Raw genomic sequence first — 12,707 nt, 5'->3', positions numbered from 1 at the left:
AAGATCACATAACAAATTATTCATTTTACTTTCGGAGACCCGCCATGCGTCGTCTGCTGCTCGCTTTGCCGTTTGCCCTGTTGCCGCTGGCTGTCGCCCACGCTGCCGATGAACACGACCATGAGCACGGCAGCCTCGGCGCCCACGAGCACGGTGTCGGTCGCCTGAACGCGGCGCTGGACGGCCAGACCCTGGAGCTGGAGCTGGAAAGCCCGGCGATGAACCTGGTGGGGTTCGAGCATGCCGCCACCACCGACGCCGACAAGGCCAAAGTCGCCGCCGTCCGTGCGCAGCTTGAAAAGCCGCTGACCCTGTTCAATCTGCCGAAAGCCGCAGGTTGCGTTGTGGCGAGCCAGGAACTGGAAAGTCCTCTGTTCGGTGACAAGCCGGATGCCGACGACGATCACGACCACGACCACGACCACGACGAAGATGCCAAGGACGAGCATCACCACGACCACAGCGAAATCCACGCTCACTATCAATTCACCTGTGCGGCTCCTGGCGCGCTGAAAAACCTCGACCTGTCGACTATCTTCAACACGTTCCCGGCGACCCAGAAAATTCAGGTACAACTGATCAGCCCGAGCGGGCAGCAAGGGGTTGAAGTGACGGCCAAGGCGGCCGCCCTCAAGTTCTGATCCACCCCGCCCCCCTGTAGGAGCGAGCCTGCTCGCTCCTACAGGGGTTCACCTATTACCTGACCGGTTTCACATGACCCAAGCACTCATCGAACTGTCAAACCTGGGCTTTAGCTGGCCCGGTCACCCGCCGCTGCTGGATATCCCTGCATTTCGCCTGGAACCGGGGGAAACCCTGTTTCTCAAAGGCCCGAGCGGCAGCGGCAAGACCACCCTGCTCGGCCTGCTCGGGGGGGTGCAAAAGCCCGATCGCGGCAGCATCCGCCTGCTCGGCCAGGAACTGACCGAGCTCGGTGCCGGCGCGCGTGATCGCTTCCGCGTCGACCACACCGGTTACATCTTCCAGCAGTTCAACCTGCTGCCGTTTCTCTCGGTACGCGAGAACGTCGAGCTGCCCTGCCACTTTTCCAGACTGCGCGCCCAGCGTGCGATCCAGCGCCACGGCAGTGTCGATCAAGCGGCGGCCACCCTGCTCGCGCATCTGGGTTTGAAAGATGAAAGCATCCTCAGTCGCCGCGCCGATTCGCTGTCCATCGGCCAACAGCAGCGCGTCGCCGCGGCCCGTGCGTTGATCGGTCAGCCGGAGCTAGTGATCGCCGACGAACCGACGTCGGCCCTGGATTACGACGCTCGCGAAAACTTCATTCGCCTGTTGTTCGCCGAATGCCGTGAAGCCGGGTCGAGCCTGTTGTTTGTCAGCCATGACCAGAGCCTCGCGCCGCTGTTCGATCGCCACCTGTCGCTGGCCGATCTCAATCGCGCCGCCACGTCTGCAGAGGTCTGAGATGTATTTGTTTCGTCTAGCCATGGCCAGCCTGGCTAACCGCCGCTTCACCGCGATCCTCACCGCATTCGCCATCGCCCTCTCCGTCTGCCTGTTGCTGGCCGTGGAGCGGGTGCGCACCGAGGCCAAAGCCAGTTTCGCCAGCACCATCAGCGGCACTGACCTGATCGTCGGCGCCCGCTCCGGCTCGGTGAACCTCTTGCTGTATTCGGTGTTTCGTATCGGCAACGCTACCAACAACATCCGTTGGGACAGCTTCGAACACTTCGCCAACAACCCGAAAGTGAAGTGGGCGATCCCGATGTCCCTCGGCGATTCCCATCGCGGTTATCGGGTGATGGGCACCACCGAGGCCTACTTCGAGCACTACCAGTACGGCCATCAACAACACCTGGAACTGGCCGATGGCCGCGCCTTTGCCACCGATCCGTTCGACGTGGTGCTCGGCGCCGAAGTGGCCGATGCGCTGCATTACAAACTCGGCGACAAACTGGTGCTGGCCCACGGCGTGGCCGTGATCAGCCTGGTCAAGCACGACGACAAACCCTTCACCGTGGTCGGCATTCTCAAACGCACCGGCACCCCGGTGGACCGCACGTTGCACATCAGCCTCGGCGGCATGGAAGCGATTCACATCGACTGGCACGACGGCGTTCCCGCGCGTGGCAACGGGCGGGTCAGTGCCGATCAGGCGCGCAACATGGACCTGACGCCGCAGGCGATCACTGCGTTCATGCTCGGACTCAACAGCAAGATTTCGACCTTTGCCCTGCAACGTGAAATCAACGAATTCCGTGGTGAGCCGATGCTGGCGATCCTGCCGGGCGTGGCGTTGCAGGAGTTGTGGAGCCTGATGAGCACGGCGGAAAAAGCCTTGTTCGTGGTCTCGCTGTTCGTGGTACTGACCGGGTTGATCGGCATGCTCACGGCGATTCTCACCAGCCTCAATGAACGTCGGCGCGAGATGGCAATTCTGCGTTCGGTCGGCGCACGACCGTGGCACATCGCGACGTTGCTGGTGCTCGAAGCGTTTGCCCTGGCCTTGTCCGGCGTGATTGCCGGGGTGGCCCTGCTGTACGTGGGCATCGCCGTCGCGCAGGGTTATGTGCAGGCCAATTACGGTTTGTTTTTGCCACTGGCCTGGCCAAGCGAATATGAATGGACGCTGCTCGGTGGCATCCTGATCGCCGCGCTGCTGATGGGCAGCGTGCCGGCCTGGCGCGCGTATCGCCAATCCTTGGCCGATGGCCTGTCGATTCGTTTATGAGGACGTTGAAGATGCCCCGCGCTCTGCTTGCGCTGTTGATGCTGGTCGCCCTGCCGCTGTGGGCGGCCGAGCCGAAAGAACTGACCTGGTCGGAAATGATCCCGCCGGACGCCCTGCCGGAAGTGCCGAACATGACGCCGCTGCATGATATGTCGCAGATGAGCAGCACGCTGTCTGCCGAGTCGGCGCCCGCAGCCAAGCAGGATCTGCCGAATGCGCCGGTGGTGCAGAGTCTCGACGGGCGAAACATCCGCTTGCCGGGCTACATCGTGCCGCTGGAAGTGAACGAAGCGGGCCGCACTACCGAGTTTTTGCTGGTGCCGTATTTCGGCGCCTGCATCCACGTACCGCCACCGCCGTCGAACCAGATCGTGCAGGTGAAAAGCGAAGTCGGCGTGAAGCTGGACGAGCTGTATCAGCCGTACTGGATCGAGGGGGCGTTGCAGGTCAAGGCGTCCACCAGTGAACTGGCGGATGCCGGGTATCAGATGAAGGCGGACAAAATTTATGTGTATGAATTGCCGGAGTGACCTTCACCATTTCCTTGCGCTGCGTCAAAAGACCTGATCGTTAGGCGCCTTACCATTGGACATCGAACATTTTCAACGTCCTTTGGAGCCCCCATGCACAAGTCTTTGCTCAGCGCTTCGCTGTTTGCCCTCGCGCTCGCAGCCCCGTTTGCCTATGCCCACGAAGGTGGCGACATCATCCTTCGTGCCGGTGCAATCACCGTCAACCCGAAAGCCGACAGTTCCAACGTCAAGGTCGACCAAGGCCCGCTCAAGGGCGCCGACCTCGGTGGCAAGGCCACCATGGGCAGCGACACGCAACTGGGTCTGAACTTCGCTTACATGCTCAACAGCCACTGGGGCATCGAACTGCTCGCGGCGACCCCGTTCGAGCATGACGTGAAGATCAAAGGCACCGCCCTGGGTACGGCCAATGGCAAACTCGGCAGCCTGAAACACCTGCCGCCGACCTTGAGCGTCGTGTACTACCCGCTGGACGGCAAATCCGCGTTCCAGCCGTATGTCGGCGCCGGCATCAACTACACCTGGATCTACGACGAACACGTCGGCAGCGAAGCGCAAGCCAACGGCTTCAGCAACTTCAAGGCGGATAACTCTTGGGGCATGGCATTCCAGGTGGGTGCCGACTACATGATCACCGACAACATCATGGTCAACGCCCAGGTGCGCTACATCGATATAGACACCACCGCGACCGTTGAAAACAACGCGGTTGCACCGGGCACCCGGGCCAAGGTGGATGTGGATGTCGATCCGTTTATCTACATGGTCGGGCTTGGTTACAAGTTCTAAATCGCCAACAACCGCGCCAGGCCGACACTCATGGGTGTCTGCGCTGGCGGCTTGAAGCGCTCCAGCAATCGCCGATTGTTCGCCCGCGAATGGCGGATATCACCGGAACGCGCCGGGCCGTAGCTCACAGGCGGCAGATCACCGACCACCACCGCCAGCGCTTCCAGCATTTGCTTGAGGCTGGTGGCCTGGTTCCAGCCGACATTGACCGCGCCAATTTCAACCTGCGGTTTGTCGATAGCTTGCACCAGCAACTCGACCAGGTCTTCAACGTAGACAAAATCCCGCGTCTGCTCGCCGTCCCCGAACACGGTGATCGGCAGGCCTTTCTGCGCACGCTCGCTGAAAATGCTGATGACCCCGGAGTAAGGCGAGGACGGGTCCTGACGTGGGCCGAAGATGTTGAAGAAGCGGAAAATCACCGGTTCCAGCGCATGCTCGCGACGGTAGAAGTCAAAGTAAAACTCGCTGGCCAATTTGTCCGACGCGTACGGCGTCAATGGCGCCTTGGGCGTGTCTTCATCGATTGACTCGCCTTCGCCATTGTTGCCGTAGACCGCCGCGCTGGACGCAAACAGTACGCGCTTGACGCCGCTCTGGCGCATCGCTTCGCAGACATTCAGCGAGCCGATGAAATTGCTCTGATGGGTCTTCACCGGATCGTCCACCGACGCCTGCACCGAGGCGACGGCCGCCAGGTGCGCAACCGCGCTGCAACCGGCCATGCACCGGGCGACCAGCGCCGCATCGGCAACGTCGCCGACCATCAGCTCAACGCGCGGGTTATCCAGCGGCAAGTTGCTGCGTTTACCCGTGGAGAGGTCATCGAGAATCCGTACCGAATGCCCTTTTGCGAGCAAAGCATCCGTCAGGTGCGAGCCGATAAAACCGGCGCCGCCCGTGATCAAAACAGGGCCGTCAGCCATGGCGATAAAACCTGTCCAGTAAACCCGGAAGTGCCGCACGCCAGGCGCGGGGCTTGATCCCGAAGGTGTGAAGGATTTTCTTGCACGCCAGCACCGCGTGTTGCGGTTCTTCGGCAGCGTCGGGGCGCGCGGCGTGAGCCTGGGCGGTCGGTGCTTCGATGGCGAGTTCGTGCAGGCTGCGCGCTTCGGTGATAATCGCCTGCCCCAGCGCCAGCGGCGTGGTCGCCTCGTGCCCCGCGTAGTGGTAAGTGCCCCACAGCGGCGCCGCGCAATCGAGCTGCTTGAGCACCGAAATGATCACCCGGGCCGCGTCATCCACCGGCGTCGGGTTGCCCCGGCGGTCATCGGCCATCAGCAGTTCTTCGGGCTTTTCAGCGCGGGACAGGAATCGCCCGAGCGTGCCGTCGGGGCTGTCATCAAGCAGCCAGCCAAAGCGCAACAACACGTGTTGCGGGCAGGTGGCGCGCACGCTTTGCTCGATGCGCCACAACGCTTGGCCGCGCAGGCCCAGCGGCACCGGCTCGTCTTTTTCGCTGTAGGCGGTCGCGCGGGAGCCGTCGAACACGCGATAACTCGACGGTTGCACCAGCACGATATTGTGATGCTGGCACAGTTCGGCCAGACGCTCGACCGCGCGTTCCTGCCCGGCCAGGCGCTGATCGCTGACCGTCTCCGCCTGGAACCAGTCGAAGTAGTAGGCGAGGTTGATCAACGCGTCCGGGCGGGTGTCGTCGAGCAGTTGCGTCAGGGTCGCGGCGTCCCAGCCGTCTTGCGGTGGGCGGGGGGCGAGGAAGCCGATGTCTTCCTCCGCCCCGAGGCGAATCAGCGCCTGCCCAAGGGCATTTCCGCCGCCCAGTAACATAAGGCGCATTCGCATAGAGTCAGCAGGCCCAGTCTGATTGGAACAATGGCTTAATCGACACCGCGCGCGGGCGGTGCCGTCGATAATTGTCGGAATCGTTGCATTTTGCGGGTTTAGTGCGCAACCGTCATCCGTAAAGTGTAGATGTCCGGAATTTGTGGCGCCCGGCCTGTCGACACAGATCCCCAGCGGTACTTGCATCTTCGCCACCCCGCCCGCATAAATCGTCTATGAATCTGCCCATTCCCCCGGACGCTGCACTGGCGGGCTTCCACCCCGCCGTCAGCGCCTGGTTCAGCAGCACCTTCCCGACGGTCACCGCCGCCCAGGCCCGGGCGTGGCCGCTGATCCGCCAGCACCGTTCGACGCTGATCGCCGCGCCCACCGGCTCCGGCAAAACCCTTACCGCGTTTCTCGCGGTTCTCGACGATCTGGTGCACCGTGGCCTCGAAACCCCAAACGGCCTGCCCGACGAAACGCTGGTGGTTTACGTTTCGCCGATCAAGGCGTTGTCCAACGACATCCAGATCAACCTGCAAAACCCGCTGGCCGGCATCACCGCGCAACTGCGCGCCAGGGGTTTGCCCGAGTTGCAGATCAACACCGCCGTGCGCACTGGCGACACCTCGCAAAAAGAACGCACGGCGATGCGCAAGACCGCGCCGCACATCCTGGTCACCACCCCGGAATCCCTTTACGTGCTGCTGGGCTCCGACTCCGGGCGCAAAATGCTAAGCACCACGCGCACAGTAATCGTCGATGAAATCCACGCCATCGCCGCGAGCAAACGCGGCAGCCACCTCGCCTTGAGCCTGGAGCGGTTGCAGGCGCTGTGTGCGACACCGTTGATGCGCATCGGCCTGTCCGCCACGCAAAAACCCATCGATGCGGTGGCGCGCTTCCTGGTCGGGCGCGATCGTGACTGCGAGATCATCGACATCGGCCACGCCCGCCCACGGGACCTGGGCATCGAAGTGCCGCCGGTGCCGTTGTCGGCGGTGATGGCCAATGATGTCTGGGAATTGGTCTACGACCGCCTCGCCACCCTCGCCCGCGAACACCGCACCACGCTGATTTTCGTCAACACCCGGCGACTGGCTGAACGCCTGAGCCGGCACTTGAGCGAGCGCCTGGGAAAGGAAGCCGTCGCCGCCCACCATGGCAGCCTGGCCAAGGAATTCCGCCTTGATGCCGAACAGCGGCTCAAGCGCGGCGACCTGCAAGTGCTGATCGCCACGGCGTCGCTGGAATTGGGGATCGACATCGGCGATGTCGACCTGGTCTGCCAGATTTCCTCGCCGCGTTCCATTTCCGGTTTTCTGCAACGGGTCGGCCGCTCCGGCCACCAGGTCGGCGGCACGCCCAAGGGCCGGTTGTTCGCCACCACCCGCGACGACTTGATCGAATGCACCGCGTTGCTCGACTGCGTACGCCGGGGCGAACTCGACATCCTGCACATTCCCGTGGCGCCGCTGGACGTGCTGGCCCAGCAGATCATCGCCGAGGTCAGTTGCCAGGAATGGCAGGAGCAAGCGCTGCTGGCGCTGTTCCGCAAAGCCTCGCCCTACGCCGAACTCGACGAAAAGCACTATCAGGCGCTGCTGCACATGCTCGCCGAAGGCTACAACGGGCGCCAGGGCATGCGCAGCGCTTACCTGCACCGCGACGCGGTGACCCGCACGTTGCGCGGTCGGCGCGGCAGCAAACTGACCGCCGTCACCAGCGGCGGCACAATTCCGGACAACGCCGACTACAGCGTGCTGCTCGAACCCCAAGGGCTGAACATCGGCAGCGTCAACGAAGACTTCGCCGTGGAAAGTATCGCCGGCGATATCTTTCAACTGGGCAATACCTCGTACCGCATCCTGCGGATCGACACCGGCAAGGTCCGGGTCGAGGATGCTCAGGGCCAGCCACCTACCATTCCGTTCTGGCTCGGTGAAGCGCCGGGTCGCAGTGCCGAACTGTCGTTCGCCGTGGCGCGCCTGCAAGCGCAACTCGACGATCTGCTCGGCGCCACACCCGGCAACCTGCAACCTGCCATTGACTGGTTGACCGAGACCCTTGGCCTCGACCTCGCCAGCGCCGAGCAACTGGTGGATTACCTCGCCCGCGCGCGCCTGACACTGGGCGCCTTGCCGTCCCAGGACACGCTGCTGATGGAGCGTTTTTTCGACGAATCCGGCGGTACGCAACTGATCATCCACACGCCGTTCGGCAGCCGTATCAACCGCGCCTGGGGCCTGGCCCTGCGCAAGCGCTTCTGCCGCACCTTCAACTTCGAATTGCAGGCCGCCGCCAGCGAAGACGCAATCGTGCTGTCGCTTTCCACCAGCCACAGTTTCGAACTGGACGATGTCTGGCGTTACCTGCACAGCAACAGCGCCGAGCATCTGTTGATACAAGCGGTGCTCGAAGCGCCGCTGTTCGGCGTGCGCTGGCGCTGGAATGCCGGGGTGGCGCTGGCGCTGCCGCGTTACACCGGCGGCCGCAAAGTCGCGCCGCAGCTTCAGCGCATGAAAAGCGAGGACCTGATCGCCAGCGTATTTCCCGACCAGATTGCCTGCGTGGAAAACCTCGCCGGTGAGCGCGAAGTTCCCGAGCATCCGCTGGTGGAACAGACCCTCGACGACTGCCTCCACGAAGCCATGGACTGCGAAGGATGGCTGGCCTTATTGCGGCGCATGGAGCGCGGCGAGGTGCGCCTGATCAGCCGCGACCTGCCGGCGCCTTCGCCACTGGCCGCAGAAATCCTCAGCGCCCGGCCCTACACCTTTCTCGACGATGCGCCGCTGGAAGAACGCCGCACGCAAGCCGTGCTCAACCGGCGCTGGACCGATCCGCAGTCCACCGACGACCTCGGCGCGCTGGATGCCGAGGCGATTCAAGCAGTGCGCGATGAAGCCTGGCCTACGCCCACCGGCGTCGATGAAATGCATGAAGCGCTGATGAGCCTCGCGTGCATCACCGAGGCCGAAGCACTGGCCAATGCGCAGTGGCTGGAATGGCTGAGCGCTCTTGCCGAGGGCGGTCGCGCCAGTCGTTTGCAGATCGATGCCCACCATTCGCTGTGGGTGGCACTGGAACGACTGACCTGCTTGCGGGCGATTTATCCACAGGCCGATTGGGTACCGCCACTGGAGGCGCTGCCGGGGTTCGATGAAGTCTGGGAGGCCGACGACGCATTGCTGGAAGTTATCCGCGCGCGGCTCAGTGCTTTTGGTCCGCTGCCGTTGCAGGCGATTGCCGAGCCATTGGGATCGGCGGCGACGCACGTCGCCCAAGTGCTGGCGACACTGGAACGCGAAGGTTATGTGCTGCGCGGGCAATTCACCCTTGGCGCGGCTCAGGATGAATGGTGCGAGCGGCATTTGCTGGCGCGGATTCATCGCTACACGGTCAAGCGTCTGCGGCGGGAAATAGAGCCGGTGGCGCTGCAGGATTTCATGCGGTTTCTGTTCGACTGGCAGCATCTTTCCGTGCCGACCCAAGGCCAGGGCAGCGGCGTGTTGCCGGCGATTGTCGGTCAGTTCGAAGGTTATCCAGCCGCCGCTTCTGCCTGGGACAGCGACATTCTGCCGGCAAGAATCAGCGGCTATTCGCCCAGTTGGCTGGATGATCTGTGCCGCAGCGGCAAACTGGTGTGGACGCGCCTGACCGTGCCCAACAAAAACGCCGGCACGGCGTTGCGCAGCACGCCGATTGTGTTACTGCCGCGCAGTCAGGTCGGTCTCTGGAGCGCGCTGACCGAGCAAACGCCGGTCAGCGAACTCTCGCCAAAAACGCAAAAGGCATATGAAGCGCTGAGCCAACACGGCGCGCTGTTTTTCGATGAGTTGATCCACGAAGCCCATCTGCTGCGCACCGAGCTGGAAATCGCCTTGCAGGAACTGGTCGGCGCCGGGCTGGTGAACGCCGATAGCTTCGCCGGGTTGCGTGCGCTGATCACCCCGGCGAGCAAACGTCAGGCCCGCAGCAGCCGGCGCGGACGCGGTGCGTTTATCGGCGGCATGGACGATGCCGGGCGCTGGGCCTTGCTCCGACGCGGGCCTCCGGCGCCGGTGCTGGATAAGAAACAGCCGACGCCAAGCGACACGCTGGAACATATCGCGATGACCTTGCTGCGACGCTATGGCGTGGTGTTCTGGCGCCTGCTGGAACGTGAGGCGGACTGGTTGCCGAGCTGGCGCGAATTGCTGCGCACGTTCCATCGGCTGGAGGCGCGGGGCGAGATACGCGGCGGGCGGTTTGCCAGTGGTCTGGCCGGTGAGCAATTTGCCTTGCCCGAAGCGATTCCTTTGCTGCGAGAAGTGCGCCGGCGCGCGCATGACGGGAGTCTGATTGCGGTGTGCGGGGTTGATCCGCTGAACCTGGCCGGGACGTTGTTGCCCGGGGTGAAAGTACCGGCGTTAGCGAATAATCGACTGGTGTATCGGGATGGGTTGCCGGTGGCGGCCGAGATTGCCGGCAAGCTGGTTTTCTGGGTGGAATCGACGGTTGAAATACAAGCAAAACTGACCCGGCATTGAGGCTGTCTTTGCTGGCCTCATCGCGAGCAGGCTCACTCCCACATTTGAAATGCATTCCACTGCAGGAGCGAGCCTGCTCGCGATGGGGCCGAAAGCCTCAACAAAAATTATTGGGGCCTTGGCTGATCCGGCAGCAACACCGGCGAATGCTCCGGCGCGATCGCTTCCTCCTCCTGCTCAGCCATCGCCTGCCGAGGCATCAAAACCTGCTGTGGATAAGTTTGCGCGAAGTGCACCCACGGGCTGTTATCCACAAGCTTTTTCAAACGCTGGTTAAACGCTCGGCTCACCGCATATTGCCCACCCGACACCGTCCGGAACTGCGCCGTCAGCACTATGCCGTTGAGGTCCATTTTGTCCACGCCAAACACGTCCAGTGGCCCTTGCAGGTTGTACTTGAGAAACGGGTCGTCACGGATCGAATCACCCGCCTCGCGGATCAGCTCGATGGCCTTGTCCACGTCCGTGTCGTAGGTGAATTGCACCGAGAAAAACGCGTAGGCGAATTGCCGCGACTGGTTGGTGACGGCCTTGATCTGGCCGAACGGCACCGAATGCACAAAGCCCTTGCCGTCGCGCAGGCGCAAGGTGCGAATGGTCAGGCCTTCGACCGTGCCGGCATGTCCCGAGTCAAGGACCACCCAGTCGCCAATCGACAGCGTGTCTTCGATGATGATGAACAGTCCGGTGATCACGTCCTGCACCAGTTGCTGCGAACCGAAACCGATGGCCAGGCCGACCACCCCGGCACCCGCCAACAGCGGCGCCACATTGATCCCGAGATTGGCCATGGTGGTGATCGCGCAGATCACCACCAGGATGATTTTGATCGCATTGCGCAGCAGCGGCAGGATGGTTTTGACCCGCGTACTCGGCTGCGTCGTGCGTTTGTTGATCGGCGGTTTCAACGCTTCCTGGATCGCCGTATCAAGCACCACCCACAGCAACCAGGTCACCAGAAAGATCAGGCCCATGCTGCTCAGCGACTCACTGATCGCCCTGCCCACCGAGTTGCGCTCGGCGAACTCGAACAGCGACACGCCCCAGATCCGTCCGAGGATCTCGATGAATGCTACCGCCATGACGATCCGCAGCAACGCGTGCAACAAGCTGAGAAAGCGTTCCTTGTAGGCGCTGCTGCGCAAGACTGCTTCGGCTTTTCGAGACTTGAACAGGTGCTGGAAAATCGTGCTGAGGAACACCGTGGCGATCAGCAGAATGGTGGTGAACAAGGCACAGCGCAGGGCTTTCTGGTTGTCCTCGCCGACGCCGATCAGGTTGATCGCCGAGACCATCACCATCAACAGAATCGGCCAGTACCAGAGCCCGGAAAAGATCCGCAGCGACTCCTGCAACGAAGGCTGCTTCAGGCGCAGCGCCAACGGCCGATTGCGGATCAGATGCGCCACCGGACGGCGCAGGCGAATGACCAGTAATCCAAAAATGATCGAGGCAAACAAACCGGTAAACACCGCGATGCTGCTGGTGATATTGCTGCCCAGTTGCCGGGCGATCTGCGGGCTGGTCAATGCATCGCTGAGTGCCGCGAGAAACCCTATCAGGAACAGCGGTTTTGGGCAGTAATCACGGATGATCTGCACGGCCGGGCGCTTGTGCCCTTTGTTGAACATGACGATCACGCACAAGAATATCGAAGTGGAAAATATGCCGCTGCTGGTGGCGTAGGCGAAACACAGCGCCAGCGCCCGTCCCACCGAGTTCGGCAGAAAATGGCTGACGTATAAAGTCAGCGGCAGGCAGATCATTGCCGGAATCGTGTACGGCAGCAGGTAGCCGAGCAAGTCCTGGCTGCGCTGCCGTGCACGAAAAAACCGGCCCTCGCTCAGGCGTTTATCCAGCAACCCACCCAGCACCGTGAGCAGGGCGAACACCCCGAGCCAGACGCCGGACAACAACATGAAATCGCCGACCACGCTCATCGGGGATCGCGAAGACGGCTGATTCACCAGTTTGTCGACTTCATCCGCCGCCCGGTCCGCCCGCAGACGCCAGGCGTCGACCAGGTGGTCATTGAGGTCAAGTTTGTCCTGAACATCGTCAATGCTGGAACTGATTGCCCCGAGCAAACCGCCCTGGACCAGTGGTTCAGGTTTTGCCGGTTCCTCGGCAGCGGCGGCGGGAAGGCCCGGCAGCGTGGCGGCTTCCAGTTCGTTGCTGCCTAGAAACAGCAACGCGCCCAGTAACATCACGGTCTTGAACTTGAGCAAAACGGGGAGCTCCTTGAGCAGGGTCTGTAAGGAACTGATCGGCAAATGCCCGGCAAGTTCACCCATTGCCCTGATCGCTCCCTCGTGGACGGTTCGACGCCTCGACGTGGGAACGATCCTTGCCCGGATCGTCATCGGCCTGGCCCGC

Annotated in this window: 9 protein-coding genes; 6 read left to right on the top strand and 3 right to left on the bottom strand. The window is 62.4% G+C overall.

All coding sequences use genetic code 11. The features are described from left to right. The first annotated feature begins 44 nt into the window (after window positions 1–44). From ACYZT4_RS24175 to ACYZT4_RS24155, 5 genes are all read left to right on the top strand, one after another. Complete coding sequence (locus ACYZT4_RS24175; protein WP_461983332.1) at window positions 45–641, top strand: DUF2796 domain-containing protein; 597 nt, start codon at window positions 45–47, stop codon at window positions 639–641. A 73-nt stretch (window positions 642–714) separates the two neighbouring features. Further along, on the top strand, window positions 715–1,425 hold the full coding sequence (locus ACYZT4_RS24170; RefSeq protein WP_461983330.1) for an ABC transporter ATP-binding protein: 711 nt from the start codon (window positions 715–717) through the stop codon (window positions 1,423–1,425). 1 nt (window position 1,426) lies between these two features. Continuing rightward, window positions 1,427–2,692 (top strand): ABC transporter permease, encoded by a 1,266-nt coding sequence (locus tag ACYZT4_RS24165; protein WP_461983328.1) that lies wholly within the window; start codon window positions 1,427–1,429, stop codon window positions 2,690–2,692. Window positions 2,693–2,703: 11 nt separating this feature from the next. Then, on the top strand, window positions 2,704–3,222 hold the full coding sequence (locus ACYZT4_RS24160; protein WP_461983327.1) for a DUF3299 domain-containing protein: 519 nt from the start codon (window positions 2,704–2,706) through the stop codon (window positions 3,220–3,222). A gap of 93 nt (window positions 3,223–3,315) precedes the next feature. Next, complete coding sequence (locus tag ACYZT4_RS24155) at window positions 3,316–4,014, top strand: OmpW/AlkL family protein (RefSeq protein WP_461983325.1); 699 nt, start codon at window positions 3,316–3,318, stop codon at window positions 4,012–4,014. Here ACYZT4_RS24155 and ACYZT4_RS24150 read toward each other — a convergent pair. Next, on the bottom strand, window positions 4,011–4,940 hold the full coding sequence (locus ACYZT4_RS24150) for an NAD-dependent epimerase/dehydratase family protein (protein ID WP_461983323.1): 930 nt from the start codon (window positions 4,938–4,940) through the stop codon (window positions 4,011–4,013). The two genes, ACYZT4_RS24155 and ACYZT4_RS24150, sit on opposite strands and share 4 nt — an antisense overlap. Then, on the bottom strand, window positions 4,933–5,817 hold the full coding sequence (locus ACYZT4_RS24145; RefSeq protein ID WP_461983321.1) for a sugar nucleotide-binding protein: 885 nt from the start codon (window positions 5,815–5,817) through the stop codon (window positions 4,933–4,935). Before ACYZT4_RS24145 ends, ACYZT4_RS24150 begins: the two co-directional genes overlap by 8 nt. A gap of 215 nt (window positions 5,818–6,032) precedes the next feature. Between ACYZT4_RS24145 and ACYZT4_RS24140 the strand changes: the two genes are divergently transcribed. Continuing rightward, a complete protein-coding gene (locus tag ACYZT4_RS24140; protein ID WP_461983319.1) occupies window positions 6,033–10,331 on the top strand; it encodes a DEAD/DEAH box helicase in 4,299 nt (1,432 codons plus the stop codon). A gap of 107 nt (window positions 10,332–10,438) precedes the next feature. On the opposite strand, the gene ACYZT4_RS24135 is transcribed toward ACYZT4_RS24140, so the two are convergent. Beyond that, on the bottom strand, window positions 10,439–12,538 hold the full coding sequence (locus ACYZT4_RS24135) for a mechanosensitive ion channel family protein (protein ID WP_461988780.1): 2,100 nt from the start codon (window positions 12,536–12,538) through the stop codon (window positions 10,439–10,441). Window positions 12,539–12,707 lie beyond the last annotated feature (169 nt).

The organism is Pseudomonas sp. GB2N2 (assembly GCF_054897705.1).
The sequence above is the reverse complement of the archived record's forward strand: the minus strand, read 5'-3'. Positions and strand labels throughout refer to the sequence as shown.

Coding starts and splice junctions, on each gene's coding strand:
- ACYZT4_RS24175 (WP_461983332.1), top strand. CDS start 45: ATGCGTCGTCTGCTGCTCGCTTTGCCGTTTGCCCTGTTGCCGCTGGCT.
- ACYZT4_RS24170 (WP_461983330.1), top strand. CDS start 715: ATGACCCAAGCACTCATCGAACTGTCAAACCTGGGCTTTAGCTGGCCC.
- ACYZT4_RS24165 (WP_461983328.1), top strand. CDS start 1,427: ATGTATTTGTTTCGTCTAGCCATGGCCAGCCTGGCTAACCGCCGCTTC.
- ACYZT4_RS24160 (WP_461983327.1), top strand. CDS start 2,704: ATGCCCCGCGCTCTGCTTGCGCTGTTGATGCTGGTCGCCCTGCCGCTG.
- ACYZT4_RS24155 (WP_461983325.1), top strand. CDS start 3,316: ATGCACAAGTCTTTGCTCAGCGCTTCGCTGTTTGCCCTCGCGCTCGCA.
- ACYZT4_RS24150 (WP_461983323.1), bottom strand. CDS start 4,940: ATGGCTGACGGCCCTGTTTTGATCACGGGCGGCGCCGGTTTTATCGGC.
- ACYZT4_RS24145 (WP_461983321.1), bottom strand. CDS start 5,817: ATGCGAATGCGCCTTATGTTACTGGGCGGCGGAAATGCCCTTGGGCAG.
- ACYZT4_RS24140 (WP_461983319.1), top strand. CDS start 6,033: ATGAATCTGCCCATTCCCCCGGACGCTGCACTGGCGGGCTTCCACCCC.
- ACYZT4_RS24135 (WP_461988780.1), bottom strand. CDS start 12,538: ATGTTACTGGGCGCGTTGCTGTTTCTAGGCAGCAACGAACTGGAAGCC.